Source organism: Auraticoccus monumenti, assembly GCF_900101785.1.
GTDB classification, from domain to species: domain Bacteria; phylum Actinomycetota; class Actinomycetes; order Propionibacteriales; family Propionibacteriaceae; genus Auraticoccus; species Auraticoccus monumenti.
In genome coordinates, this window is sequence record NZ_LT629688.1 from 1,008,091 (window position 1) to 1,034,239 (window position 26,149).

The 26,149-nt window shown below is 72.2% G+C and carries 27 protein-coding genes and 1 pseudogene; 20 read left to right on the forward strand and 8 right to left on the reverse strand.

Annotated elements, in window-relative coordinates; all coding sequences use genetic code 11:
* Window positions 1–3: 3 nt before the first annotated feature.
* The 6 genes from BLT52_RS04645 to BLT52_RS04665 form a co-directional block, all read right to left on the reverse strand.
* Window positions 4–855 carry a DUF2303 family protein gene (locus tag BLT52_RS04645; protein ID WP_090591107.1) on the reverse strand — a complete coding sequence of 284 codons (852 nt, stop codon included), beginning with the start codon at window positions 853–855 and terminating at the stop codon, window positions 4–6.
* Between the two features lie 16 nt (window positions 856–871).
* Entirely contained in the window at window positions 872–1,285 is a 414-nt protein-coding gene (locus tag BLT52_RS04650; protein WP_090591109.1) for a hypothetical protein, read from the reverse strand.
* A gap of 2 nt (window positions 1,286–1,287) precedes the next feature.
* Entirely contained in the window at window positions 1,288–1,461 is a 174-nt protein-coding gene (locus BLT52_RS20710; protein WP_157676977.1) for a hypothetical protein, read from the reverse strand.
* On the reverse strand, window positions 1,458–1,772 hold the full coding sequence (locus BLT52_RS04655) for a hypothetical protein (RefSeq protein ID WP_090591111.1): 315 nt from the start codon (window positions 1,770–1,772) through the stop codon (window positions 1,458–1,460). Before BLT52_RS04655 ends, BLT52_RS20710 begins: the two co-directional genes overlap by 4 nt.
* 73 nt (window positions 1,773–1,845) lie before the next feature.
* On the reverse strand, window positions 1,846–2,025 hold the full coding sequence (locus BLT52_RS04660; protein ID WP_090591114.1) for a hypothetical protein: 180 nt from the start codon (window positions 2,023–2,025) through the stop codon (window positions 1,846–1,848).
* The gene (locus tag BLT52_RS04665; protein WP_090591115.1) at window positions 2,022–2,306 is read right to left on the reverse strand and encodes a helix-turn-helix domain-containing protein; all 285 of its coding nucleotides are present in this window, start codon (window positions 2,304–2,306) and stop codon (window positions 2,022–2,024) included. Before BLT52_RS04665 ends, BLT52_RS04660 begins: the two co-directional genes overlap by 4 nt.
* Window positions 2,307–2,472: 166 nt before the next feature.
* On the opposite strand from BLT52_RS04665, the gene BLT52_RS04670 reads away from it, so the two are divergent.
* The 13 genes and pseudogenes from BLT52_RS04670 to BLT52_RS04735 all read left to right on the forward strand — a co-directional run bounded on the left by BLT52_RS04670 (window position 2,473) and on the right by BLT52_RS04735 (window position 14,221).
* Complete coding sequence (locus BLT52_RS04670) at window positions 2,473–3,099, forward strand: helix-turn-helix domain-containing protein (protein ID WP_090591118.1); 627 nt, start codon at window positions 2,473–2,475, stop codon at window positions 3,097–3,099.
* Window positions 3,096–3,959: a hypothetical protein gene (locus BLT52_RS04675; RefSeq protein ID WP_090591119.1), complete on the forward strand. Its 864-nt coding sequence runs from the start codon at window positions 3,096–3,098 to the stop codon at window positions 3,957–3,959. Before BLT52_RS04670 ends, BLT52_RS04675 begins: the two co-directional genes overlap by 4 nt.
* Window positions 3,960–4,150: 191 nt before the next feature.
* Window positions 4,151–4,588: a hypothetical protein gene (locus BLT52_RS04685; RefSeq protein WP_090591124.1), complete on the forward strand. Its 438-nt coding sequence runs from the start codon at window positions 4,151–4,153 to the stop codon at window positions 4,586–4,588.
* Window positions 4,585–5,502 (forward strand): hypothetical protein, encoded by a 918-nt coding sequence (locus tag BLT52_RS04690; protein ID WP_090591127.1) that lies wholly within the window; start codon window positions 4,585–4,587, stop codon window positions 5,500–5,502. The genes BLT52_RS04685 and BLT52_RS04690 overlap by 4 nt, the downstream gene beginning before the upstream one ends.
* A 235-nt stretch (window positions 5,503–5,737) precedes the next feature.
* Window positions 5,738–6,100: pseudogene (locus tag BLT52_RS04695) on the forward strand (hypothetical protein); the annotation flags it as partial.
* On the forward strand, window positions 6,097–6,978 hold the full coding sequence (locus tag BLT52_RS04700) for a type II secretion system F family protein (protein ID WP_090591129.1): 882 nt from the start codon (window positions 6,097–6,099) through the stop codon (window positions 6,976–6,978). The pseudogene BLT52_RS04695 and the gene BLT52_RS04700, both read left to right, overlap by 4 nt.
* Window positions 6,975–7,874, forward strand: a complete 900-nt coding sequence (locus tag BLT52_RS04705) for a hypothetical protein (protein WP_090591131.1) — start codon at window positions 6,975–6,977, stop codon at window positions 7,872–7,874. Before BLT52_RS04700 ends, BLT52_RS04705 begins: the two co-directional genes overlap by 4 nt.
* A 69-nt stretch (window positions 7,875–7,943) precedes the next feature.
* Window positions 7,944–8,123, forward strand: a complete 180-nt coding sequence (locus tag BLT52_RS04710; protein WP_090591134.1) for a hypothetical protein — start codon at window positions 7,944–7,946, stop codon at window positions 8,121–8,123.
* A gap of 26 nt (window positions 8,124–8,149) precedes the next feature.
* The gene (locus BLT52_RS04715; RefSeq protein WP_157676978.1) at window positions 8,150–8,494 is read left to right on the forward strand and encodes a TadE family protein; all 345 of its coding nucleotides are present in this window, start codon (window positions 8,150–8,152) and stop codon (window positions 8,492–8,494) included.
* Window positions 8,491–8,919 carry a TadE/TadG family type IV pilus assembly protein gene (locus tag BLT52_RS04720; RefSeq protein WP_090591139.1) on the forward strand — a complete coding sequence of 143 codons (429 nt, stop codon included), beginning with the start codon at window positions 8,491–8,493 and terminating at the stop codon, window positions 8,917–8,919. Before BLT52_RS04715 ends, BLT52_RS04720 begins: the two co-directional genes overlap by 4 nt.
* Window positions 8,919–12,134 carry a LysM peptidoglycan-binding domain-containing protein gene (locus BLT52_RS04725; RefSeq protein WP_090591142.1) on the forward strand — a complete coding sequence of 1,072 codons (3,216 nt, stop codon included), beginning with the start codon at window positions 8,919–8,921 and terminating at the stop codon, window positions 12,132–12,134. Before BLT52_RS04720 ends, BLT52_RS04725 begins: the two co-directional genes overlap by 1 nt.
* Before the next feature lie 90 nt (window positions 12,135–12,224).
* On the forward strand, window positions 12,225–13,559 hold the full coding sequence (locus tag BLT52_RS04730) for a serine hydrolase domain-containing protein (protein WP_090591144.1): 1,335 nt from the start codon (window positions 12,225–12,227) through the stop codon (window positions 13,557–13,559).
* Window positions 13,560–13,621: 62 nt separating this feature from the next.
* Window positions 13,622–14,221: a mycothiol transferase gene (locus BLT52_RS04735; protein ID WP_090591147.1), complete on the forward strand. Its 600-nt coding sequence runs from the start codon at window positions 13,622–13,624 to the stop codon at window positions 14,219–14,221.
* A gap of 820 nt (window positions 14,222–15,041) precedes the next feature.
* Here the strand turns inward: BLT52_RS04735 and BLT52_RS04740 are convergent.
* Both BLT52_RS04740 and BLT52_RS04745 read right to left on the reverse strand, forming a co-directional pair.
* Window positions 15,042–15,947, reverse strand: coding sequence for a mechanosensitive ion channel family protein (locus BLT52_RS04740; RefSeq protein WP_197679187.1), 906 nt, complete (start codon window positions 15,945–15,947; stop codon window positions 15,042–15,044).
* 45 nt (window positions 15,948–15,992) lie between these two features.
* Window positions 15,993–16,577, reverse strand: a complete 585-nt coding sequence (locus tag BLT52_RS04745; protein ID WP_090596292.1) for a CGNR zinc finger domain-containing protein — start codon at window positions 16,575–16,577, stop codon at window positions 15,993–15,995.
* A gap of 117 nt (window positions 16,578–16,694) precedes the next feature.
* Here BLT52_RS04745 and BLT52_RS04750 point away from each other — a divergent pair, with 117 nt between their 5' ends.
* The 7 genes from BLT52_RS04750 (at window position 16,695) to BLT52_RS04780 (ending at window position 25,677) form a co-directional block, all read left to right on the forward strand.
* Complete coding sequence (locus BLT52_RS04750; protein WP_172803989.1) at window positions 16,695–17,681, forward strand: EamA family transporter; 987 nt, start codon at window positions 16,695–16,697, stop codon at window positions 17,679–17,681.
* 396 nt (window positions 17,682–18,077) lie between these two features.
* Entirely contained in the window at window positions 18,078–19,112 is a 1,035-nt protein-coding gene (locus BLT52_RS04755; RefSeq protein ID WP_090591151.1) for a LacI family DNA-binding transcriptional regulator, read from the forward strand.
* 93 nt (window positions 19,113–19,205) lie between these two features.
* Complete coding sequence (locus BLT52_RS04760) at window positions 19,206–20,516, forward strand: ABC transporter substrate-binding protein (protein ID WP_090591152.1); 1,311 nt, start codon at window positions 19,206–19,208, stop codon at window positions 20,514–20,516.
* Between the two features lie 69 nt (window positions 20,517–20,585).
* On the forward strand, window positions 20,586–21,503 hold the full coding sequence (locus BLT52_RS04765) for a carbohydrate ABC transporter permease (protein ID WP_090591155.1): 918 nt from the start codon (window positions 20,586–20,588) through the stop codon (window positions 21,501–21,503).
* Window positions 21,500–22,348: a carbohydrate ABC transporter permease gene (locus tag BLT52_RS04770; protein WP_090591156.1), complete on the forward strand. Its 849-nt coding sequence runs from the start codon at window positions 21,500–21,502 to the stop codon at window positions 22,346–22,348. The genes BLT52_RS04765 and BLT52_RS04770 overlap by 4 nt, the downstream gene beginning before the upstream one ends.
* Window positions 22,349–22,431: 83 nt before the next feature.
* Entirely contained in the window at window positions 22,432–23,532 is a 1,101-nt protein-coding gene (locus tag BLT52_RS04775; RefSeq protein WP_090591159.1) for a glycoside hydrolase family 172 protein, read from the forward strand.
* Window positions 23,533–23,580: 48 nt separating this feature from the next.
* On the forward strand, window positions 23,581–25,677 hold the full coding sequence (locus BLT52_RS04780; RefSeq protein ID WP_090591160.1) for a PfkB family carbohydrate kinase: 2,097 nt from the start codon (window positions 23,581–23,583) through the stop codon (window positions 25,675–25,677).
* The last annotated feature ends 472 nt before the right edge of the window (window positions 25,678–26,149 follow it).

Consider the following 26,149-nt stretch of genomic DNA (forward strand, 5'->3'; position numbering starts at 1 on the left):
CGGTCAGCCGATCCCGTGGTTGACGTGCAGGTGGGAGGGGGTGCCGGCCTCGACGGTGGCGATCACGGAGTCGAAGGCGTCCTCGAGCACGGTGTCGGGGCGGTGCAGCTTGAACCCGATGCCGAGGTTGCCGTCCTCGATGCGGTAGCGGAGGCGGGCGGTGACCCGGTACGGCTCGGCGCCCTGGAAGGGGCGGAGCGCGATCGTGACGGCGGATGGGATCTCGAGGGTGCCCTTCTCGCCCGCCTTGGAGGTGATGGTCTCCCGGTAGAGGAGCCCGCGGGCGCCGTTGGCGAGGTTCTCCGAGGACTCGAAGTCGACGCTTTTCTTCGCGGTGAAGGTGCGGGCGAGGTCGAGCATGGTGGCGGCGTTGGGGTCGATGAAGTCGTCCTGGTTGTCCTCGATGAACTCGGCGAACTTGACCTGGGTCATCAGCTGGCCGGACACACCCAGCCAGGTGGTCCACTGCTTGTTGGGTCGGAGGGTGAGGACGGCGCGGTGGTCGGCCCAGCCGGCCTTCCCGGCGTGCTCCGCGGCGTTGAGGACGGCGGTGATGGTGCGCTGGTCGAGGTTGGCCCAGAGCTCGACGTCCTCGGACTCCTCGCCGAGGAAGCGGCCGGTGTAGTCGAGGAAGGCGGTCGGGTCGAAGGTCTCGACCTTGCGGGGGCCGACCCGGTGCGGCCGCTCGCTGTGCTGCTGGGTGTCGAGGACGTGCTGGCGGCCGGTGGTGTCGGTGACGCTGTAGATCCGGCCGCGCTCGAGCAGCTGGGGCTCGGCGGCGGAGAAGGCGAGCCCGGCGACGACCGCGGTCTCGGTCTGAGGGTCGCCGTCGGTGATGTTGATCAGTCCGGTCATGGTGGTGCTCCTCGGGTCAGTTGGCGGTGGTCTGGGTGATGTCGCGGGGCGCGGCCGGCTCGCCGGCGGGCACCTCGCGGAGGCCCGTCAGCTCGGGCTGGGCGGGGTTGGAGCGGGAGAAGTTGCCCTCCTCGCCGAGGTAAAACATCGACGGCTTGCGCGGGAACGCGGGCAGCTTGAGGCGGACGTCGTCGTGGACCAGGAGCACCTCGTCGTCGGCGCGGCGGTCCGGCTCGACGGTGATGACGAGCGTCATGGAGCCCTTCTTGCCGGTCTCCTTCACCCGGTTGACCAGGTCCCACAGGCCCTCGGAGAGCTCGCTGTGGAGGCGGCCGTGGCCCTGCTCGGCGAGGAGGTCGGCGAAGGGGCGGATGTGCGGGTCGTCGGTGATGGCCCCGGTGCGGGGGTCCTGGAAGCGGCGTTCGGGCATGGTCAGGCCTTCCTGGTGGTGTTCTCGGGGCAACCGGGACGGTGTCCCTGGACGGTGGTGACGTGGCAGCAGGTGGGGCAGGCGTCCGGACGCTGCCGCGAGGTGGTGCACATCGGGCAGCCGCAGGAGAGGTGGTCGGGCTTCGCCGCGGCGAGCTCGCGCAGGACGGCGGTCACGACTGGGCCATCGGGTCGTCCACGACGGTCACCGCGATGAGGCCGTCGGTGGTGTCGATGACCCCGCGCCACCAGGAGTGGGTGGGGCTCACCTCGTTCATGCGGTCGTCCGCCACGACGCTCAACGCCTCACGAATGCTGGCAGTCGCGCCGGAGTAGCCGCTGATCGTGACGTTCCCGTGCCACTCGACGTGGACGCTGGCGGCCGACAGGAGGTGGATGTTGTCGGCCACCCACTGCAGTGCGCGGTACCTAGCGTCGGCCGCGGCGACCGCCGTCGCAGGGTCCGGGATGAAGGTGCTGGTACTCAACGGGTGCTCCTGGGGTGCGGTGGGTGGAAGGGGGTGTGGCCCGTCCTGTCCCCTGATCGGGACGGGCCAGAGGTCAGGCCGCGCGCTGGCTGGCCGGGTCGGTGAGCAGGCGCCGGAGGCGGGCCTTTTTCGCCTCGTCCATCGGCGGGATGGGCTTGGCCAGCACCTTCGCGATCTCGAAGTTGTGGAAGTCCTCGGAACCGGGCTTGTGCGGGTTCGGCGAAGTGGGCGTGACCGGGATGGGCGAGCTCATACGGCAGCACCACGGCGACGGGGCCGGTACTGGACGTCGAGCGCCTCGGCGTCGAGTCCGTACGCAAGTGCGATGGCTCGCAGTACTTCGGTCGAGGCGCCGCGGTGGCCGTTCTCGATGGCGGAGAGCGCGCCGCGCGTCAGGGTGAGTTCTGGGTCGGCTTCGTTCGCAGCAGCGCAGACCTCGTCGAGCGTCATACCGCTCACGCTTCGCAGCGAGCGGAGGTCCACGTAGGGCGGCTGCACCCGCTTCCGCTGCTTCGCGTAGTGGCTGATCGTCATAGCCCTAGAGTAGGGCAAACCTAGCCCTGGAGCAACCCTAAATAGGGCAAACCTTGGCTGACTAGGCCGACGCCTTGTAACTCCCCTGTCTGAGCGGGGGAATCACAGCCGTGAGGTTTGCCCAGGGTGCAGCAGGTTTGCCGAACTTCTAGGGCAACCTTGGGGCATGTCCTCCGAACGCGAGCGGTTCGCACAGATCGTCAAGCTGCGACGCCAGCAACTCGGGCTCACCCATGCCCTCATTGCGGCGCGGGGTGGGCCGTCCAGCCAGACCTTGTCCAACGTCGAGATGGCTACCGGTAGCTCCCCGTCTCCGAGCACGCTGCGGAAGCTCGATGAAGCTCTTGAGTGGCAGGCCGGTAGTGCTGCTCGCGCTCTCCAAGGTGGCCGTCCGACCACTCGTGAGTCAGAGAGCAAGCAGCGCAGCACTCGCATCCACCCGTCGCTCTCGCTGGTTCGGGAGCGCCTGAGGGAGTGGGCGGCCGGACCCATGCAGGAGGAGCCACCCTCGGATGCGCTCATGCTCTGGGACGACCGCCAGCTGGTGGAAGAGATGGGCAGGCGTCTAGGCAGTAGGGCAGACCAGATCGCAGTCCTGCGGGACCGCGAGTACAGCCGGGCGTCCTCCGTTCCCGAGGTGGGGTCGCGGTCTCAGGTGGACGTCACGGATGCGTCGTTCACGCCGGACCACTACACGCTCGCCGCCGACCGGCAGGACGAGCCCACCGCCTACGACCGTGCGACCGCCGACCAGGACCTGGCCGGCGAAGAGAGCCAGGAGGACAGGTCGTGAGCGAACCAGAGGTTGAGCACCTGCAACTGAAGTACATCGGCCCCGCGGTGCAAGGTGAGATGCGTGCCCGCACCGTGGGAAGCGTCCTGCAGGATCTGGACGACCTGGTGACTCTGGCCAGCCGGACCGGGGAGTTCAACAACATCCCCGCCGCTCCGGACGTCAAGGTGACGGCCACCAACAAGGGCTCCTTCGAGATCGCGGCTGTCGTGCAGTGGGCCAGCACGCTGGAGGGAGGCGGCACGCTCGTCGCGCTCCTCGGTGGTATCGGCTACGCCATCAGGTACCTGCGCGAGCTCGGCAGCAAGAAGATCATCGGCGTCAACCATCGACCGGACCAGGGCACCGTCATCCTCACCTTGGAGAACAAGGAGGTGGTCGAGGTCACAGAGCAGCTCTACGCCATCATCATGAACAAGCGCGTCCGTAAGGCGTTGAAGGGCATCGTCCGCCCGCTCGGCAACGGCATCGAGGCGCTGGAGCTGACCGGAGGTGGCGAGACCCACCGCGTCGCGCTGGAGCAGCAGGACGAGTTCACCGAGCCCGAGGAGGGCGACTGGGACGACGTCGTCACCCGGGAGACCCGATGGGTTCGAGTCCGCCAGCCCGACTTCGACAACGACCGCTGGGGCGTGACGATCAACGAAGGACGGGTGTCGGTTACCATCGAAGACGAGGACTTCCTCGCTGACGTAGACACCGGACGGGTGGCGCTGGCCAACACCCAGTCCTTCCAGGTCCGTCTACGGGTCGAGCAGCGCCGCGAGTCAGGCAAGAAAAAGCCGACCATGCGGTACTTCATCGAACGGGTTCTGCAGCAGAAGGAACAAGATGAGCCACTCCCAGAGGGGGACCACTAGCAGTCCCTTAGGCCGTCTGCCCTGGTTCGGGTGGGCGGCGATCGCGGGCCTGCTCCTCTGCATCGCCGGCGTCGTGCAGGGCGCCTCTCCCGCGTACCTGCTGCTGCCCTTGATCGTGCTCGCTGCCTCGATCGCGAGCGCTCGCAACTCGAGCGACTGACTGTCGGAGTCGCCCTCTACGGTCGGTCGGCATGGACACCCCTCACCCGTGGCGTTGGTTGCGGGATCACCACCCGCACGTGCTGCTGCACTGGCACGACCTGCCGCCGGGCTACCGAGGGACCACCGACGGCCACAGCAACATCTGGATGCGCCGCCGCCTGGTTCAGCGGGAGCGGCGCTCCACGCTGGCCCACGAGCTGGAGCACATCCGACGCAATCATCGGGGGTGCCAGAGGGAGGCAGTTGAGCGGGTGGTGCGGCACCACGCCGCCCGATGGTTGCTGCCCGACCTGGGCGTGGTGCTGGACGCGGTGGTGTGGGCGCGGGGAGACTTCGAGCACGCCGCGGAGGAGCTGTGGGTGGACCGGGCCACCGTGCTGGCCCGGCTGGACCTGAGACATCTGCACCCGGCGGAGAAGACACTGGTCCAGCGCAGAATCGACGACATGGTGCAGGAGATGGCATGAGGATCAAAGCAGCACTGGGCGTCATCGCAGCTGCGTCGATGGTGGTGACGGGCTGCAGTGCCGATGCGTCGCAGCAGGCGCCGCCCGCAGCGACTCCGACCTCATCGAGCTCGTCCCCCAGCCCTAGCCGGTTGGCTGCTACCGCCTTCGACGTCGGTGGCCACCTGGTCGACGACTACCAGGAGTTCGACGGTGCGGTTGGCGACCTCTGCGAGTCGAAGCGGATGAAGGACGAGCAGGAGATCCGACTCATCGGGGCTGGTGACGAGCTCACGTCCATCGTGAACGCGGGGCGGGTCGATGAGGACTACGCCTGCGCGTTCCGCTTCTACTTCGGAGCAGTACCGAGTGGCTCTTACGAGATCGAGATCAGCGAGGGTGTCGCCGCCAGCATCTCCGTCGGTGCCAGCATGGAGCCCCTGCAGATTCGGCTGCCCGCGGCCTGGTCGGACGACGAGTTGGCCTACCTCGAGTGGGCAGATGTGGTGGCGGACAGCGACGAGGCGGCCAGCACGGTCGCTGCCGCTCGCGAAGCCTGCGACAACATCGCTAACTCCGACCAGGAGAACGCGATCGCCGGCCTGGTCGACGAAGCCACCGACGAGACCCGCGCCGCGGTGAAGTACCTCTGTCCCGAGCACGAAGAAGTGCTTGAGGTCGCAGACCGTAGCTTCGGTCAGGGGTCCTACAAAGTGCGCACCCAGGGGAGCCGTGACGAAGACGACGTGATCCAGCCAGGCACCTATCGCACCAGGGACGGCGTCGAGGACTGCTACTGGGAGCGCGTCGAGGACAACGGTGAGATCCGGTCCAACGAGCTGGTCGGCTACGCCCCCGAGGGGGTCGAGATAACGCTGCTCGACACTGGCGGCGGGTTCTCGTCGGAGCGCTGTGGTGTCTGGTACCGCCAGTGACTGACGAGGACCGTGTCATCCTCGAGGTGGCCGACCGCCCGCGCGCTGTACGGCTCGCTCGGGCGGCCGAGCTGGGCCTGACGTCGGCGCGGTTTCATCAGCGGCTCATCGCCCTGCTGTAGACTCGGCAGGCGCTCGAGGAGGTCCCGGTGCTAGTTGGTCGGCTGCGCCGGGTGCAGCACGCTCGACGACTCGCCCGCACCACCTGAAAGTTCGGGGTTCACCCGATCCAGGGGGGCCGGGCTCGCTGTCCACCACCCACTCCCGCTCGGCGGCCAGCACCGTGGACCGCCTCGCCTCGCGGGTCGCCCAGGGCGGGGTGCTGCAGATGGACGAGGCCTACCGCCAGATCGCGCACAACATCGACCTCCTGGTCCACGTCAGCCTGGTCGACGACACCTGGCGCGGCGGGGTCCGCACCCGCCGGGTCAGCGAGATCCGCCAGCTGACCGGGGCCATCGAGCAGGGACGTCCGAGCACCCACCTCGTCTACGCGAGCACCCCGCAGGGAGCCTTCTTCCAGCCCGACCCCGACTTCATGGTCGACCTGCACCCCTTCCTGCCCACCTGGCGCGCCGGCCGGAGGGTCAGGTCATGACCACGGTGGCGGTGGCCGCGTGCGGGGCGCTCATGGTCGCCGGTGTGCTGCTCCTGGTGGCAGGGCTGCGTCGGCGCCCGCCCGGGCCGGCATCCCTGCGCGAGCGGCGCAGCCTGCGGGAGCGGTGGGCCCGAGCCACCCGACGGCCTCCCGGTGGCGCCGGTCGTCGCCGCGACCGGCTGCTGCTGCTCGGTGCCGGGCTGGGGGTGCTGGCCTTCGCCGTCACCGGGATCCCGCTGACCCTGCTGCTGGTGCCGGTCGCGGTGGTGGGCCTGCCGTGGCTGCTGGCCGACCCCGTCAACGGCGAGCTGGAGCTGCTGCGCGCCCTGGACCGGTGGGTGCGCGCCATGACCGCCACGCTGCAGACCGGGCAGTCGGTGGCCGACGCCCTCCGGAGCTCCGTCCGACAGGCCCCGGACCTCCTGGTCGAGGACCTCCGGCTGGTCGCCGCGCGGCTCAACGACCGGTGGACGGTGCGGGAGGCGCTGCTGGCCATGGCCGACTCCCTGGACAGCCCGGACGCCGACGCCGTCCTCGCCGCCATGGTGCTGGCCGCCGAACGCGGTGGGACGGGTGTCGCCACCACGCTGCGCGAGCTGTCGGAGTCCACCCAGGACCGGCTCCGCTCGATGCGCGAGGTCGAGGTCGAGCGGGCCAAGCCGAGGATCGTGGTCCGGCAGGTCACCGTGATCACGGTGACCGTCCTGGCCGTGGCGCTGGTGGTGGTGCGCGACTTCTTCGCCCCCTACGCCACCCCGCTCGGGCAGGCGCTGCTGGCCGGGCTGTTGGCGGCCTACGCGGGCTCCCTGGTGTGGATGCGGCGGCTGACCACCCCCCGCCCGCGGGACCGCATCCTCCGTCCGGAGGTGCAGCGGTGAGCGCCCACCTGACGACGCTGCTGGTCGTGCTGACCGGGGCGCTGGTCGGCGGCGGCGTGGTCCTGCTGGTGCGCGCCCTGGTGCCCGCGACGCCGCGGCTGGGTGACGCCCTGGCGGTGCTGTCCACCGACCTCCCGGTCCGCAGCACCGTGGCGGAGGCGACGCGCCCGACCGGGCGGCTGGAGCGCGTGGGGTCCTGGCTGCACCGCCGCTCGCCCCTGCCGGTGTCGCCCCGGCAGGCGCGGCTGCTGGAGCTGCGCGGGCAGTCCTCGGCGGAGTTCTTCTCCGAGAAGCTGATCATGGCCGGGGTCGGTGCCGCGCTGCCGGCGTTGGTCACTGCGTGCCTGCTGCTCCTGGTCGAGGTGTCGGTGGCGGTGCCGGTGCTGGCGACCCTGGCCGGTGCCGTCGTCGGCTGGTTCGTGCCCGACCTCGCGCTGCGCCGCGGCGAGGCGTCCGCGAGGGGCTCAGCCAGCGAGGCGCTGTTCACCTACTTCGACCTGGTCGTGCTGGAGCGGCTGGCCAACCGGTCCGGGACCCAGGCCCTCCAGTCGGCGGCGTCCATGTCGAGCACGCCCCTCTTCCTGCGGATCCAGGCAGCCCTGGAGAGGGCCCGGTTGGAGCAGCGTCCGCCGTGGCCGGAGCTGAAGCGGGTGGCCGACCAGCTGGACCTGCCGCAGCTGGGCGACCTGGCTGACGTGATGAGCCTGGACGAGACGGGCGCCGCCCTGTCGGAGACGCTGCGCGCCCGGGTCCGCGAGCTGCGGGACGCCCACCGCAACGAGGTCACCATCGCCGCGCAGGAGGTGTCGGAGCGCATGTCGATCGCCATGGTGGTGCCGGCGATGGTGTTCGGCCTGATCTTCCTCGTCCCACCCCTGCTGAGGCTGCTCGCCTGAGAACTGCCCTGTGCACAACCCCGATCCCCGCTGCCGAGACCGGCAGACTCGACCTAGGAGGTACACCCCATGCAGAAGATGTTGGCCGTCGTCCTCGGCCTCTGGCTCCAGCCGCCGCCCGAGCGCGACGAGCGCGGGCTCTCCCAGTCCACCGAGAACGCCATCCTGCTGGCCGGTGCCATCGCGGTGGCCACGATCGTGGTCACCGCGGTGACCGTCTACGTGCGATCGAAGATGCCGGGCCAGTGAGCGGCGGTCGCCACGACGAGCGGGGGGTGACGGAGTCCGTGCAGTGGGCGCTGGTCATCCCCGTCGTCCTGGCGATCCTGCTCGCCGCCGTGCAGGTCGCCACCTGGGCCCACGGCCGCCACACCGTCCGGCACGCCGCGGCGGCGGCGGCCGAGGCCGCCTCGGTGTCCCGCGGGTCGCCGGAGCGGGACGCGCGCTCCGCCGCCACCTCCGTGGCGGGGGCCGGCGGACTGCACTCGGTGGAGGTGCTGGTCACGACCCGGCCGGACCGGGTGGAGGTGGTCACCAGGGCCAGGGTCGACCTGATCGTCGACCTCGGGCTGAGCACGGTAACCGCCCGGGCCGAGGCCCCCCGGGAGCGGGTCTCATGACCCGGAGGACGCGGGACGACCGCGGGGCGGTGGCCACCGAGCTGGTGGTGGTGATCCCCGCGCTGGTGATCATCATCGGGCTGCTGGTGGCGGGCGGCCGGATCTGGCTGGCCCGGCAGGGGGTGCAGGAGGCGGCCGCCAGCGCGGCCCGTGCCGCCTCCCTGGCGCGGGGTGCCGGTGAGGCCCGGCAGGCGGCGGAAGGGTCCGCGGCCGCCAACCTCGACACCCAGGGGCTCACCTGCCGCCCGGCGCAGGTGGTCGTGGACACCCGGGGGTACGCACGAGCTCCGGGGACCGAGGCCACGGTCGGGGTCACGGTGACCTGCACGATCACCCTCGCCGACGTGGCCGTCCCCGGCCTGCCCGGCTCGATGACCCTGACCACCCGGGCCACCTCGGCCCTCGACACCTTCCGGAGCCGGTGATGAAGGTCCTGCGGGGGCTCGGCGCCCTGGTCCTGCTCGCGGGACTGCTGATCGGCGCGCCCTGGCTGCTGGCGGTCGGGGGACGTCTGCCTGACCCCTCGGCTCTGACGCCGGCGGCGTTGTGGCGGACCCTCACCTCGGTCGACGACGGTTCGCTGCTCCTGGTGGCCCTCACGGTGCTGGGGTGGGCGGCCTGGTGCGTGCTGGTGGTCTCCACCCTGGCCGAGCTCGTCGCGCTGGTCGCGCGGCGGCCGGTGCGGCTGCCCGGCCTGGGCCTGCCCCAGCACCTCGTCCGCCCCCTGCTGGTGGCCGTGCTGGCTCTCGCGGTGGCACCGCAGGCCGTCGGCGGCGCGCAGGCCGCTCCCGGCAGCCACCTCGAGCAGCGGCTGGCGACACCGGTCGAGGCCCCGCAGAGCCCGGTCACCGCCCCGATCGGGCAGGACGTGCCCGAGGACGCCCTCGTGCACCGGGTGGTGCCGGAGGACGACCTCTGGAGCCTGGCCGAGCGCTACTACGGCGAGGGAACCTCCTGGCGCCGGATCGCCGAGGCCAACCCGGGTCTGCTCACCGGTGGAGCCGACCACCTGGAGCCGGGCTGGCGCCTGGTCCTGCCGGGTGCCCGCACGGGGGAGGCGGCTCCCGCCACTGACGACAGCGCTGGGACCGGCTCGGTGACGGTCCGCGCCGGAGACACCCTCGCCTCCCTGTCCGCCGAGCACCTGGGAGACGCCGGACGCTGGAGCGAGCTGCACGCGGCCAACCGGGCCACGGTCCTCGACCCCGACCAGCTCGAGGTGGGCCAGGTGCTCCGGCTCCCTCGGTCTGCCGCTGATGGTCCGCAGGTGCAGGCCCCGGAGCAGGGGCGTCCCGGGGACCGCGCGCAGGGGGAGCGTGGTGCCCGCCCGGGCGACCAGCCCGACGGTCGGACGGCCGAGGAGCGGAGCGACCGGACGGAGGACGGGCCGCAGGAGCGGACCGCCGAGCGGTCGGAGGGCCCGAGCGCCGACCAGGGGACGGGAACCCGCCCGGGACAGGAGCCGGGGGGGCGTCCAGGTGCGGAGGAGCCGGCCGCGGACGAGCCCGGGAGCAGGGAGCAGGCAGACGGCTCCGGGGCCGAGGGTGACAGCGCCGCCGGGGACACCATCCCTCCAGGCCCGGCTCCCTCCGTCACGCCCGCCCCGGCGGGGCCGCCCGAGGGTCCAGAGGTCGTACCGGGCGACCAGGAGCTGGACCGGCTGGCCCGGATCGGCGTGGTGGGGAGCACCGGTGGTCTGCTGGCCGCCGCCGTCGTGGCGGGTCTCGCCCACCGCCGCACCGTCCAGCTGGCCGCACGGCCACCCGGCCGGGGGCTGGTCGCGCCGTCGCCCCCGACCCAGCGCGTCCGCTCCGCCCTGGCCCAGCACCAGGAGCCCCTGACGCTGGAGCACCTGGTCGCGGTGCAGCGGCTGGTCGCCCGGCACTGCGTCGAGCACGCCGTACCGGTACCCGCCCTCGATCAGGTGGTGGTCGACGAGGACCGCATCACCATCACCCACCGCGGCACCGAGCTGCCCGCACCTGTCGGGTTCGACGTGCGCACCGAGCTGGTGCCGGACCCGGTCGGTGGCTGGGCGACACCGGTGACGACCTGGGTGCTGCGACGCGAGCTCTGGGTCCAGGTGCGGCACGGGCTCGACGACGACCAGGGGAGCGTGGCCTGGCCGGCCCTGGTGTCGCTGGGCCGGCAGCAGGGGTCGTCGGTGCTGGTGTGCCTGCAGCAGCTGGGCCTGACCACCCTGGAGGCCACCGACCCCGACCTCGGCGCCTCGGCCCTCGCGGCGCTGGTGCTGGAGCTGGGCTGCAGCGGGTGGGCGGGGCAGGTGGCGGTGACCCTGGTGGGTCCGGCGGGCCGCGACGTCGCGGCAGCGGCCGACCTGGCCACGCTCGCCACCGCCGATGACCTCGAGCCGGTGCTCGGCCGCCTGGAGCACCGCTGGCGCGAGCAGCGAGCCCTCGAGACCCTCCCGGCGCTGCGACGGCTGGATCCCGACGCCGACACCGCCTGGGACCCCGAGGTGCTGCTGCTCTCGCAGCGGCCCACCACCGACCAGTGGGGACGGCTGGAGCGCCTGGTCGCCGACGGCGCGCCCGTGGCGGCGGTGGTGCTCGGCGACGTCGGGGGCGCGCCGGTCCCGACGTCGCGGCTGCTGGTCGGCCAGGACGGCGCGGAGCTACGACGCAGGTCCGGACCGGCGCTCTCCTTCACACCCCAGCTCGTGGAACCAGGGCTGCGGGCGGCCGTGGTGGAGCTGCTCGAGGTCACCGGTCGGACCAGCACGACACCCGCGCCCTGGTGGGACCCACCGCCCGGCCCGGCCGGTACCGATCCCCGATCCGACCACCGACGTGCTGACGACGCGACCGTCGTGCGGCTGCCGACCCGGGGCACCGGGTGGAAGGAGGCACTCCAGGTGAGCAGCCCCCCAGGTCCCGTGCCGGAGACCGGCGCCGGACCCACGCTCTTGATGCTGGGGCCCGTCGAGCTGCTGGGTGCGCGCGGCACCGCCCCGGCCCGCGCCGTGAAGCAGTGCATGGAGTACTGCGCCTGGCTGCTGGAGAACCCCGGTCGCACCGCGGTGGCCATGGCCTCCTCGCTGCTGGTGGCCGAGGGCACCCGGCGCTCGAACATGAGTCGGCTGCGCACCTGGTTGGGAGCCGACGAGGACGATGAGCCGTACCTGCCGGACGCCTACTCCGGTCGGATCCTGCTCCACCCCGCCGTCGGATCGGACTGGGACGAGCTGCGGGTCCTGGTGGCCGGTGGGGTCGCCACAGCCCGGACGGAGACCCTCGTGACCGCCCTCCGGCTGGTGCGTGGGGCGCCCCTCGCCGACGCGGCGCCGCACCAGTGGGGGTGGGCCGAGGAGCTGCGGGTCGAGATGCTCTGCACGGTGCGCGACATCGCCCTGGTGGTGACCGACCGCGCTCTCGCCGACGGCGACCTCGACCTGGCCCGCTGGGCCGCCGCGCGCGGTCTGACGGTCAGCCCCGACGACGAGCGGCTGCTGGTGGCTCGGCTGCGGACCGAGCACCAGGCCGGTAACCGGGCCGAGGTGGAACGGCTGGCCCGACGGCTGACCCGCTCCGCCCGGGTGCTCGGGGTGGACCTCGATGACGAGACGGTGACGGTGCTGCAGCAGGTGATGGAGGGACGCATCCGTGCGCGGGAGGCCTGAACGGCGGAGGACGTCCTCGGTGGTCGACGGCGGGGGGACACCTGGTGGGGCCTGCCGGGCGGTGGCACCCCGATCGGGGAGGATGCCCTGATGAGCACCGTCGACACCCAGCTCCTCACCGTGGTCGCCCGCGCCCAGCGGGAGCTGCGGATCCCCTCGCTCACCGCCGCCGTCCTGGCCCGTGGCACGGTGGCCGCCGTGGCCGCCGTCGGGTCGGTCGACGGGCGCCGCGGTGGCGAACCGGTCGGGCCCGACACCCAGTACCGGATCGGGTCGATCAGCAAGACCTTCACCGCGGCCCTGGTGATGCGGCTGCGCGACGACGGCCTGCTGTCCGTGGACGACCCGCTCGAGCGGCACGTCCCCGGCACCCCGATCGGTGCGGTGACGCTGGGCCAGCTGCTCAGCCACACCTCCGGGCTGCGCGCCGAGACCGACGCCCCGTGGTGGGAGCGCACCGCCGGACTGCCCTTCGCCGAGCTGGTGCCCCAGCTGCAGCAGGTGGTCCCGGCGGGTTCGCGGCTCCACTACTCCAACCTCGGCTTCGCGGTGCTGGCCGAGGTGGTCGCCCGCCACCGCGGGGTGGGCTGGGACGAGTCGGTGCGCACCGAGCTGCTGGAGCCGCTCGGGCTGACCCGCACCACGCCACGGCCGAGCGGCACCCACGCGCAGGGGGTGGCCCGGCACCCGCACGCCGACCTGCTGCTGGCCGAGCCCGAGCACCACCACGGCGCGATGGCCGCCGCCGGGCAGCTGTGGTCGACGGTCGGCGACCTGGCCGTGTGGGGTGAGTTCCTGCGTTCTGGGCACCCGGGTGTCCTCGCCCCGGAGACGCTGGCCGAGATGCGCCGGCCCCGCGGGGTGCACGACCTGCCCGGAGCGGCCTGGCTGGGCGCCCACGGGCTGGGGCTGGAGCTCGGCAACGTCGACGGGCGGCGCCGCGTCGGTCACGGCGGCTCGATGCCGGGCTTCCTGGCCGTGCTCCGGGTCGACGTCGAGTCCGGACGGGGGCTGGCCGTGATGGCCAACACCACCAGCGGGCTGTCACCGGCCCTGGTCGCCCAGCTGTGGGAGGTGGTGGAGCAGCAGCCGGCCGAGCGGGTCGAGCCCTGGTACGCCGAGGGCGACGCCGGGCTGCTCGACGTCACCGGCACCTGGTACTGGGGGCCGGCGCCGTACCGCCTGGACGCCCTCCCCGACGGCGGGCTGGACCTCGCCCCGGCCGGCCTCGGGCGAGCGGCCCGCTTCGTGCCCGCCGGGCCCGACCGGTGGATCGGCACCAGCGGCTACTTCGACGGGGAGGAGCTGGTGGTGGTCCGCGACGCCGGCCGACCCGCGCACCTCGACCTGGCCTCGTTCCGCTTCACCCGCACCCCCTACGACCCCTCCGCCGACGTCCCCGGCGGCGTCGACGGGTGGCGCTGAGCCCAGCCGGAAGTGTCAGAGGCCTCCGCTGGGATGGGAGGAACCCAGAGAGAGGACGCTCCATGCCTGGCACCGTCGCCCCGAGTGCGAGTGAGAACACCCTGCTGGCCGAGTTCGTGGTCGCCCAGGTCGACGGCCTGCGCGGCGCCGGCTACGGGCTGACCGGCGAGCAGCTCCGCGCCACCCCCACCGCCTCCGCCCTCAGCGTCGGCGCGCTGATGGTGCACGGCTGCCACACCGCCGGTGGCTGGCTCGACCGGGCCGAGGCCGCGCCGGGGCGTGCGCCGTCGGACGCCGTCGCCGCCGAGGACTGGCAGGCGGGCTACGCCGACGACTTCCGGGTGCGCGAGGACGACTCGGCAGCCTCCCTGGACGCCCAGCTCGACGAGCTCGCGCAGCGGGTCCGCGCCCTCGTGCCCGGGCTCGACCTCGACGCGCAGGTGCCGGTGCCCGACGACTCCCCCTGGTGGCCCGCGGGGGTGGACGGGTGGTCGGTGCGCTGGGTGCTGCTGCACCTGGTCCAGGAGCTGGCCCGTCACGCCGGCCACGCCGACATCATCCGTGAGTCGATCGACGGGGCCACGATGTACGAGCTGATGGCCGGGCGTGAGGGCTGGCCCGCCACCGAGTGGCTCACCCCCTGGCAGCCGCCCGCGTCGTGAGCGGCGCAGCGGGCCGGGAGGGCGCTTGAGCCGGGCCTCGGGGTTCGCTCTTCCTGCCGTCTGTCCGGCGGCGGAATGGGCGCACAAAAAGGTCGGATCCGCCCTCGGGGGATAGGCGGATCCGACGTCAGGAACGTTAGCGGAAAACATTCACGCTGTCGACAGGGCCCGTGTCGCGGCCGGTCGCGGACCTTTCGGACCTGACCCGGCCGGGGCCGGGTGGCTGACGTCGGCGACCACCGACGAGCGGCTGGAGGCGCCGGGGAATGAGAGCCGGCCGACCCCCGTCGCGTCGCCGGTCACCGGCCCATCTCCCGCCAGGGCGCACCGATGCTGGCCACTCGCAGCCCGATCCTCAGCGAGACGCTCAGGTTGGTCATCCATGGACAGCTGCTCCAGCCGCAGCTCGAGGCGCTCATCGGCGTCGCTTGAGCGCGGAAACGGGGTGCCCGAGCGCTCGCGCCGTGGGTCGCCCGTGGTCGGCGGCAGCCTCAAGGGCACCTTGAGGGTCGTGGCCCGTCTCCCTCAGGCGGGCGCCCTCGACCAGGTCCTTCCGCGCCGCCCGCGAGCGCACCTGAACCCGGGCGTCCGGTCGCCGTCGCCTCCGGCGGATCGGGTCCGGCGTCGCCACGAGGTGGTCCGGGTCACGGGTCTCGCCGGCGAAGGCGTGAGCCGTCCAGGCGCGCCGGACAGCATGACGTGGGTGCCGATAATCAGGTCCGGAGCCGGGTGGGCATCGGCGTGGTCATATTTCGTTGAATACTCAACGACGTTCACGAGTTCTTTCCGTGCTGTGACCTGGATCACCACAAATATGCGACTAAGCCGTCGCTGGCACCCCGGGCAGGACCGGGGGACCCTGTACCCCGTTGGCCCGCAGCACGATCTGGCAGCGCTCGAGGATCTCCCGCTGCAGCCCCCACTGGGTGTTGGTGCGGGTCTTGCCGATGATCCGGATGGTCATGGTGTTGCCCACGATGGAGTCCACCCCGACCACGGTCGGGTCCTCGATGAGGTTCTCGGCGAACTCCTCCTCCGCCGCGACGGCGGCGACGGTGCTCTCCAGCAGCTCGATCACCCGGGTCGGGTCCTCGGTCGCGGCCACGGGGATGTCGACGATGGCGGTCGACCAGCCCTGGGACTGGTTCCCGATCCTGATGATCTCGCCGTTGCGGACGTACCAGACCACACCACTGGCGTCGCGCAGCCGGGTCACCCGCAGCGTGACCTCCTCCACCGTGCCGATCGCCTCGCCGGTGTCGATCAGGTCACCCACCCCGTACTGGTCCTCCACGATCATGAAGACCCCGGCGAACAGGTCCTTGACCAGGCTCTGCGCGCCGAACCCGAGCGCGATGCCGCCGATACCCGCCGAGGCCAGCACCGGACCCAGTGGCAGCCCGATCGAGGACATGATCGTCAGCACCGCGATCACCACGATGCCGCCGGTGCTCAGGCTGCGCAGCAGCGAGCCGAGCGTCTCGGCCCGCTGACGGTAGCGGTCGGCCCCCAGGCCGGTGGTGTGCTTGAGCAGCTTGCTGGTCGCCCGCCCGTTCTCCTGGTGCTTCTCGCTACGGCGCACCGCCGAGGCCACCACCTTGGTGATGGCCCGGGCCAGCACCAGCCGCACGACCACCGCGGCCACGAGGATCACCAGCACCGTGATCAGGGTGTCGGGCCAGACGAGGGTCAGCGCCTGGGGGATCGGGAGGTGCGGGATGGGCACGGAGGTGTCTCCTCGTGGTCGTCGGGTGGGCGGGGTGCCGGTGGCTCAGGAGGCGGCGTCGCCACGACCGGCGCGGCCGTCGCCGCCCCGGGTGTCGGCCGCACCGCTCTTGCGGGCGCGGTAGGCCGCCACGTTGGCGCGGTTGCCGCAGCCGGCCTCGCAGTAGCGCCGCGACCGGTTCTTGCTGAGGTCGAGCACCGGGTTGTCGCAGTCGTCGGCGGCGCAGGTGCGGAGGCGGTCGAGCTCACCGGAGCGGATCACGTCGGTGAAGGCCATCGCCGCCTCCACCAGCATCCGGGTGGCCAGCGGGGTCTCGGGGGTGGTGGCGTGGAAGTGCCAGCTCCAGCGGTCGTGACGGACCAGCTGGGGGACGGCCTGCGCCTCGGCCAGCAGCCGGTTCGTCGTCTGGACCGCCGGCACCTCCTCGGCCCGCCACAGGTCGGCCAGCACCGGACGCAGCGCACGGACCTCGGCCAGCTCCTCGCGGGTGCGGTCGAAGCGGCCGGTGAACTCCCAGCGCGTCATGAAGGCCTCGAGCTGCTCCACCGTGGTCAGGGTGTCGGGGTCGAGGCTGGACACGAGGTCGGCCGCGGAGGCCAGCGACACCTCCGTGTCAGCACTGAAGATCACGTTGACTCCTTACCTGGTACACCCTACTGTCAGGAGTGCACCACCGTTTTGCCCCTGACGGTGCGTCGGCCCGGGGCGGGTGCGACACCTGCTCCCACCAGCACCAGGAGGTGCCTCGTGACCGCTCTCCCGATCCCCGAGGTTAGCGCGCCGACACCGAGGACCCAGCGCTCCGCGGCCGCCTCGGCCCCGCTGACGGGGACCCTGCTGGCGGTCCTGTCGGCCGCCGCCTTCTCGACGTCCGGTGCCCTCGCCGCCTCGTTGCTGGCCACAGGGTGGACCCCGGCCGCGATCGTCACCTTCCGCCTCGGCCTGGCCGCTTTGGTGCTGCTCGGGCCCGCGCTGTGGCAGGTCCGCGGACGCACGCACCTGCTCCGCCGGCACTGGCGGCGCGTCGTGGTCTACGGCCTGGTCACCATGGCCGCCTGCCAGCTGGCCTTCTTCTACGCCGTCAGCCGGCTGTCGGTCGGGGTGGCGCTGCTGCTGGAGTACACCGCGCCGGTGCTGATCGTCGCGCTCGTCTGGGCGCGGACCCGACGTCGTCCGAGCTGGCTCCGGCTGGGCGGTGCCGCGACGGCCATGCTGGGGCTGGCCCTGGTGCTCGACGTCTTCAGCGGCTTCCGGATCGACCCGGTCGGGGTCGTCTTCGGGCTCGCCGCGGCGGTCTGCCTGGTGGCCTACTTCATGATGTCGGCCCACGCCGACGACGAGCTCCCGCCGCTGGTGCTGGCCACCGGCGGCCTGGTCAGCGCCACCGTGGTGCTGGCGGTGGTCGGGACCCTCGGCCTGGTCCCGATGGCCTGGTCCACCGACGCCGTCGTCCTGCTCGGCCACCGGACCAGCCCGCTGGTGCCCCTGCTGGCCATCTCGCTGGTCGCCGCCGCGCTGGCCTACCTGACCGGCATCGCCGCCAGCCGCCGGCTCGGGGCCACCATGGCCTCGTTCCTCGGCCTGCTCGAGGTGTTCTTCGCCGTGGTCTGGGCCTGGCTGCTGCTGGACCAGCTGCCGCTCCCCGTCCAGCTGCTCGGCGGGGTGGTCATCATGGCCGGGGTGGTGGCGGTCAAGGTCGACGAGGTGCGGGTGGGGCGAACGCTCCCGGGCTGATCGGGGTCTACCGGGCTCCGGCTCGGCCCGCCACTGCTCGGAACACGGCTGGGCGGCGACGAGGGCCTCTGGCGGCGGCTGGTGCGAGCTCCTCCGCGCGGTGCTGAGGTAAGCCCTTCTGCTCGGTTCTCCGCCCCTGGCCCGACCTCGGAACGAGTGGTCTCCTGAGATCGCAACCACCGCGTCCCGTCGGTGACCGGGCCGGGCGGGCGCCCGACCGCGCTCCCCGGGTCGCTCGACGCCCCGGCGCTCACGCCACTTCTCGCGCCCGGCGCCAGCGCGCCGGAAGCTTCACAAGTGCCCCAGGTCACAGTTCGGTCACGCCGTTTGCGTCAACGCAGTTGACGCCCTTTGGTGGGGTCAATCGATTGACGCGACCGGCGAGAGGGGGACGAGATGCTGACCATGAAGGACGTCGCCGACCGCGTCGGGGTGTCGGTGTCCACCGTCTCCCTGGTGCTGAGCGGCCGCGACCGCGGCCGCGTCAACCCGCGGGCAGCGGCCCAGGTCCGTGCGGCGGCCGACGAGCTCGGCTACGTGCCCAACCTGGTGGCCCGCGGGCTGCGGACCAAGCAGTCCCGCACGCTCGGGGTGCTGGCCGACGGGGTGGCGACCATCCCCTTCGCGGGGCCGATGCTGGCGGGCGCCCAGGAGACCGCGTGGGAGGCGGGCTACCTGCTGATGCTGATCGACATCGGGCACAACAGCGACCTGGAGGCCCCGGCGGTCCGCGCCCTGCTCCAGCGCCACATCGAGGCCCTCGTCGTGGCGGTGGAGTTCCACAGCGTGGTGCAGCTGCCCAGCGTGCCCCGTCGGCTGCCCGTCGTGGTCATGGACGGGGTGCCGGCAGCGACCCCCGAGCCCGACGCCCGCCACGCGGACTGGGTGGTCCCCGACGAGGAGGGCGGGGCGCACACCGCCGTCTCGCACCTGATCAGCAAGGGGCACCGGCGCATCGGGTACTGCAACGTCTCCGACAGCCGCTTCATCGCCGCCGACCTCCGGCTGCAGGGCTACCAGCGGGCCCTGTCCGAGGCCGGCATCCCCCTCGACCCGGCCCTGGTGGTGGCGGCCGGTGGTCCGGACACCGTTGACGGGATGGGCGTCGCCCTCGAGCTGCTGGCCCGGGCAGACCGTCCCACCGCGGTCTCCTGCTTCTCCGACAAGCTCGCGATGGCGTTCTACCACGCCGCTCGCCGACTGGGCCTGTCGGTGCCGGAGGACCTCTCGATCGTCGGCTTCGACAACCAGCACGCGGTCGCCGAGGCGCAGGACCCCGGTCTGACCACCATCCAGCTCCCGCACCGCGAGATGGGTGCCTGGGCGGCTCGTCAGGCGATCGCCCGCCTCAGCGCGGAACCGGCCCCCGACGAGCACCACCTGATGCCGTGCCCGCTGATCGAGCGCCACTCGGTCGCACCACCGCCGTAGCCCGGCACGGCACGGCCGCCGACCCCCCAGGCGATGCCGCCGCGCCACCGCACCACCAGTCACACGAGTCCCACACACAAAGGAGTGCTTGCCATGCCCAGATACAGCCGATCCGGTCGCGCCGTCGTCGCGACCCTCCTCACCATCGGGCTGACCGCGGTCACCGCGGCCTGCTCGTCCACCGACACCGGTGGTGAGACGTTCACGATCCTGCAGTACGAACAGGCCGACACCGCCCAGGGGCAGGGGTGGCAGCGCGCCCTGGAGATCTTCCAGGAGCGTCACCCCGACGTCACCGTCGACTTCCAGACCACCAGCTTCGACGCCATGCGGCAGAACGCCCGGATCACCCTCTCCGGCAACCAGACCCCCGACGTCGTCGAGTTCAACAAGGGCAACGCCGACGGTGGGCAGCTCGCCGCCCAGGGCCTGCTCGAGCCCCTCACCGCCGAGGTCGAGGCCCGCGGGTGGGACCAGAAGGTCACCGGGGGCATGCAGTCCCTCGCCCGCTACGACGAGAACGGCCTCGCCGGCTCCGGTGACTGGTACGGGGTCCCCAACATCGGTGAGTACGTGACCTTCTACTACAACAAGGACGTGTTCGCCGACGCCGGGATCAGCGAGACACCGACCACCCTCGCCGAGCTCGAGCAGGTGATGGGTCAGCTCCAGGAGAGCGGGCACACCCCGGTGTCCTCCTCGGCCTCGACCAGCCAGGGCTTCAACCAGATGTGGCTCTGGTACAGCCTCGTCTCCGCCGAGGCCGAGCGGCAGCAGATCGACGACTTCATGTTCCTGCAGGGCGACGTGGACTTCGCCGCCGAGCCTTGGAAGTCGGCCACCGACACCTTCGTCGAGTGGACCGGACAGGGTTACTTCGGCGAGAACCTGGCCGGGCTGAACTACGAGCAGGCGACGGTGAACTTCCTCAGCGGTGACTCGGGCATGTTGATGTGGAACCAGGGCATCTTCGACCGGGTCCGCAACGACGCCGACTTCGAGTGGGGCTACTTCACGATGCCGGGCGCCCTGACGATGGGCTCCTCCGGTCACCTGTGGGGCGTGCCCGCCGAGGCCGACAACAAGGACCTGGCCTACGACTGGATCGACATCACCCTCTCCCCGGAGGTGCAGAACCTGATCGGGGACAAGGGTGGGCTCCCGCTCGCCGGTGACAGCTCCCAGATCAGCGACGACCTCACCCGCGAGTACACCGAGCGGTTCGACCAGCTGGTCGCCGACGACGTCCTCAGCTTCTACCCCGACTACCCGGTCGCAGGGTTCCTGGACTTCATCCAGAGCCACATGCAGTCGATCGCCAACGGCAACGAGTCCAGCGACGAGTACCTGGCGGCGCTGCAGCAGTTCTACGACGAGGGCAAGGCCGCCTCCACCGGCAGCTGACCGCCCCTCGCCCACGAACCCGACGGTGGGGGCGGCCCGCGCCGCCCCCACCCCGAGGAAGGACCTCTCATGCCTCCCCCTGCTCGACGCCGCCCGCGGGCGCAGCGGAGCTACGGCTGGTACCTGCTCCCCATGGGACTGCTGTTCGGCGTCGTCGTCCTCGGCCCGTTCCTGGCCAACGTCGCGTTCAGCCTGTTCCGCTGGCGCGGCGGCCGCGCCCCGATGCGCTTCGCCGGTGTGGACAACTACGTCCAGCTGCTCGCCGACGCCGAGTTCTGGCAGGCCTTCCAGAACTCTGTGTTCATGATCGTGGCCATCACGGTGGTCCCTACGGCCCTGGGTCTGCTGCTCGCCGCGGTGCTGTTCGACTACCTCGGCAAGACCTTCGGGCCTGCGGCCATCTCGGTGCTGCGGGGCTGCTACTACCTGCCCCAGATCCTGCCGATCGCCGTGGCCGGCTTCATCTGGGCCTGGATCCTGGCCACCGACGACGGTGCCCTCAACGCCGTCCTGGGCGCTCTCGGGATCGAGGCGTCCCCGGACTGGCTCGGATCGCCCCAGCTGGCGATCCTGGCCGTCATGCTGATGCTGATCTGGCTGCAGATCGGCTACCCCACGGTGATATTCATGGCCGCCCTGGAGCGCGTCGACCCCGAGCTCTACGAGGCCGCCGAGCTCGACGGCGCCGGCTGGTGGTCCCGGTTCGTGCTCATCACCGTGCCCCAGATCCGACCCGAGGTGTTCGTGGTGGTGCTCACCGCGACCGTGGCCGCCCTCAAGGTCTTCGCGCCCATCCTCATCCTGACCGGCGGCGGCCCCGAGGGCTCGACCGTGGTCCCCTCCTACTACGCCTACCGCAACTTCTTCGAGCTCTCGCAGGTGGGCTACGGCTCGACGATCGCCACGGTGATGTCGCTGGTGATCTTCGTCGTCGCCGCCGCCCTGCTGCACTGGCAGCGTCGAACCGACCAAGGAGCGACCCCATGACGACCGTCCCCCCGGTGGCCCTCCGACGGGGCCTCACCCGGTACGCCGTGCTCGCCGCCGCGGTGCTGGTGGCCCTGCTGATGGTGGCCCCCTTCGCGCTGCTGGTGCTGAACGCGTTCAAGACCAGCGCCGACTACTCCACCAACGGCCCGCTGGCCTGGCCCGAGCAGCTCACCCTCGACTCGTTCACCGCCTACCTGTCCCGGGTCGACTTCCTCACCGCCCTGACGAACTCCGTCGTGAGCTCCACGGTGGTCGCCTTCGCCGCCGTCGCGCTCGCGCTGATCAGCTCCTACGCCATCGGCGTGGGACGCATCAGGGGCAGCGGGGCCGTCGTCGCGGTCCTGCTGATCGCGACGATGCTGCCGCACGAGGCGCTGATCTACCCGTTGTTCTACCTGGCGCAGGCGACCGGCACGATCAACACCATCTGGTCGGTGGTGATCATCTTCACCGTCTTCCACGCCGCCTTCGGCACCTACATCGTCTCCAGCGTGATGGGGACCGTGCCCAAGGAGCTCCTCGAGGCCGCTGCGGTCGACGGTGCCAACCGGTGGCAGATCCTGTGGCGCGTGCTGTTCCCGGTGCTGCGTCCGACGCTCTCGGTGCTGCTGGTGTTCTTCTTCATCTGGACCTGGAACGAGTTCTACATCCCCCTGGTTCTGCTGGGGTCGCCGGACTCCCACACCGTGCCCATCGCCCTGTCCACGCTGCGTGGGCAGCACTCCATCGACATCAACGTCATCAACGCCGGCTCGCTGCTCTCGCTGCTGCCGACGCTGGTCTTCTTCTTCATCTTCCAGCGCACCCTCAGCCGGGGCGTCACCGCTGGGTCGGTGAAGTGAGCCCAGCAGCCGGTCTCGCACCGGCCGTCTGACGCCCCGCTCCTGCCTACCCGCCACCCACCCACCCAAGAGGAGACTCCTTCATGTCCCACCGCTGGTCCTCGATCCTGCAGCCGCCGCCCGGCGTGCGCTCGCACTCCATCAACGCCGAGAACCCCACGGGCGCCCCCGGCCAGGCCGCCCGCGAGCCCTCCGACCTCGGCCCGGCACGCAAGGGGAGCCCCGCTCTCCCGCTCCCGGCGGGAGGCAGCCTCACCCTGGCCGAGATCGAGGGGCCGGGCGTCATCCGCCACATCTGGATCACCGTGCCGGACCGGACCGAGGCGGGTCCCTTCGTGCTCCGCGACCTCGTCCTGAGGATGTGGTGGGACGACGCCACGGAGCCGGCGGTGGAGGTGCCGCTGGGGGACTTCTTCTGCAACGGGTTCGCCGACCGCGCGCTGCTGACCTCCGAGCCGGTGGTGGTCGCACCGTCGGGCGGGATGAACAGCTACTTCCCGATGCCGTTCCGGCGCAACGCCCGCATCGTCATCGACAGCGAGCACCCCGGCGACCTGTCCCACGTGTTCTTCCAGGTCGACTACACCACCGGCGACGAGATCACCGACGGCACCGGGCTCTTCCACGCCCAGTGGCGGCGCTCCAACGGGACCACGGCGCTGGGGGAGGATCACGTGATCCTGGACGGGGTCCGGGGCAGCGGCACCTACGTCGGCACGTTCGTCGCCCTCGCCTCGCTGCACCGCTACTGGTGGGGCGAGGGGGAGGTGAAGTTCTTCCTCGACGGCGACACCGAGCACCCGAGCCTGTGCAGCACCGGGCTGGAGGACTACGCCGGCGGGGCGTGGGCCTTCCAGGACGCGCTCCGCGCCGAGCCCGAGCCGAGCGTGATCACCTTCTCCGCGCCGTACTGCGGCTACCACCAGCACGACAACCGCGACCGGACCCGCGCCTCGGAGTTCGTGACCGAGGCGCTGCCCATGCACGGCATGTACCGGTGGCACCTGCCCGACCCGATCTACTTCCGGCAGGACCTGAGGATCACGCTGCAGCAGATCGGGTGCTGGAGCCACGGCCTGTTCGAGCGGTCGGACGACGTGTCGACGGTGGCCTACTGGTACCAGGACGGTGGGGTCGTGGACGCGCCGGCGCTGCCTCCCGCACGGGCCCGCTGGCCACGCTGAGCGACCGGCCCCCCCGTCAGCGAGTCCGCCCAGCTGGAGGAGCAGCCCATGGCCCCCGCCGCCCCCACCGCGTTCGTCGTCGGTGAGGCCCTCGTCGACGTCGTGGACGCCGGTGGCCGCAGACGGGCCCACCCCGGTGGCAGCCCGCTCAACGTCGCCTGCGGGTTGGCGCGTCTCGGGGTGCCCACGCGTCTGCGCACGAGCCTCGGCGACGACGCGGACGGTGCTCTGGTGCGGGCGCACCTGAGCGCGGCCGGGGTCGATCTGGACCCGGCCTCGGTCGGGGAGCAGCAGCGCACCTCCACGTCGGTCGCGAGCATCCGGGGCGACCGGGCCGCGGAGTACGACTTCGACGTCGAGTGGGAGCCAGACGTCGTCGTCGTGCCAGCCACCAGCCTCGTCGTGCACACCGGCTCCATCGCCTCGGTGCTGCGCCCCGGGGCCGACGCCGTCCACGCCGCGCTGAGACAGGCACCCCCCTCGGCCTTGGTGACGTTCGACCCGAACACCCGTCCCGGGGTGACCCCCGACCGCGACGACGTCCTCGCCACCGTCGAGCGCCTGCTCCCCCTCGTCGACGTGCTGAAGCTGAGCGAGGAGGACGCCGCGTGGCTCTACCCCGGCCGCAGCCCGGAGGAGGTGCTGCGACACCACCTGTCCCGCGGCGTCGGGGTGGCGGCGATGACCCTGGGACCGCGCGGCTGCCTCGTCGCCACCGACAGCGAGTGGGTCGAGGTGGGCTCGGCCGCCACCACGGTCGTCGACACCATCGGGGCGGGTGACGCCTTCATGTCGGGTCTGCTCTTCGCGCTGCTCTCCCGGGGCCTCACGGCGGCGGTCCGGAGCAGGACGTTGACCGGTGCGGACGTGCGCGCCCTGGCCCGGGCCGCCACCACGAGCGCCGCCCTCACCGTGGCCCGGGCCGGCGCCCGACCGCCGACGCTGGAGGAGCTGCTCGATGCGACGACGGTGAGCGCGGACGTGGAGGGGCCGAGCGTCGTCGAGACCGGGTGCTCGGCGGAACCCGGACCGGCTCGGTCGGGGTCCTCCGGGGCCCGCGCGGCGGTCTGCCCGGTGGCACGCCTCATGGTGTCGGCGCCCGCCCACGACGAGCGGCCGCCGCTGGTGCCGTCACCGGAGGCCCGGTCAGCGCCACCGACGGGCCGCCCACGGAGGGCGGGCCAGCCGGTGGGGGACCACCTCCGACCGCAGGTGGTCATGGCAGCCGGTGACCCACGGGGCCCCCGCGGGCACGGCACCGGCTCCCTTCCCCGGGGCGGGGCGGCGGCGTACGTTCGAGTGGTGGACGAGAGGGTTCGCACCCGGTTGACGGCCGAGCAGGCCACCATGCTGGGCACGCTGGTGGGCCGGGCCCGGGACGCCCGGTCAGCCCACCCCTGGCTGGGGGACGAGGCCGCCTCCGAGGTGGTCGACCGGGTCGCGCCGGAGGACCTGGCCTGGGTGGGTGTCGACGACGACCTCGCCCTGTCGATCGCCGTCCGGGCCCAGCTGCTCGACCGCTGGTGCCGCAGCTTCCTGCACGCCCACCCCGATGCGCTCGTGCTGCACCTGGCCTGCGGGCTGGACACCCGGTGGGAGCGCCTGCGTCCCGGCCCGTCGGTCGACTGGTACGACGTCGACCAGGCGGGGGTGATGGAGCTGCGGGAACGGCTGCTCCCCGCCCACCACGCCGGTCAGCACGCCCTGGTCGCCGACGTCACCACCACCGGCTGGCTGGCCGGTCTGCCCACCGGACGTCCCACGCTGGTGGTGGCCGAGGGCCTCACCATGTACCTGCGCCCGGAGGCCGGGGGAGCGCTGCTGGCCAGGCTGGTGGACCGTCTCGGCGTCGGTGCCGGGCCCGGGGGCGTGATGGTCTTCGACGCCTACTCCGCCCTCGGGGTCCGCCTCGCCCGGCTGAACCCGGTGGTGCGGCGCAGCGGGGCCCGGCTGCGCTGGGGGGTCGACGACCCGCTGACCCTGGAGCCTCTGGGGCTGACCCTGCTCGAGGACCTGCAGCTGGGCGACGTGCTCGGTCCGGGGATCCGTGCCCGCATGTCACCCCGGATGCGACTGCGGCTCCGCACCGCCCTGGCCGTCCCCGCGTTCCGCACCATGGGTCGCCTGCTCCGCTACCGCTTCTGACCCGACCGGTGGCTGCCGCGTCCCCGGGCCGGTGGCGTGCACAACCGGTCACCCAGCAGACGTCTCCAGCGATATGTCCATCATCGTCTGCTGGGAGACCGTTTCTGCACGGCGCGGGTGCGGCCACGGCGGCTGGGTCGGCGGGGAGTCAGCACAACCGGTCCTCCAGCCCGATGGCCACCGCCTCAGCCGGCGGGCGTCGGGCTGAGCGACCGGTTCTGCTCGCAGGCGCCGTCCCCCAGGGGCAGGAGGGCGTTGGCCGCCTTGGGCCGAAGGGTGTGGGGTGTGCACAACCGGTCGCTCAGCAGACGCCTCCGGCGACATGTCCACCGTCGTCCGCTGAGGGACCGGTTCTGCCGGGGCACGGCAGCAGCCAGCACCGGGGTGTCGCACAACCGGTCACCCAGCCCGACGGCGTCGGCCCCAGGAGCACGGCGTCGGGCTGGGCGACCGGTGGTGCGACGCGCCAGCG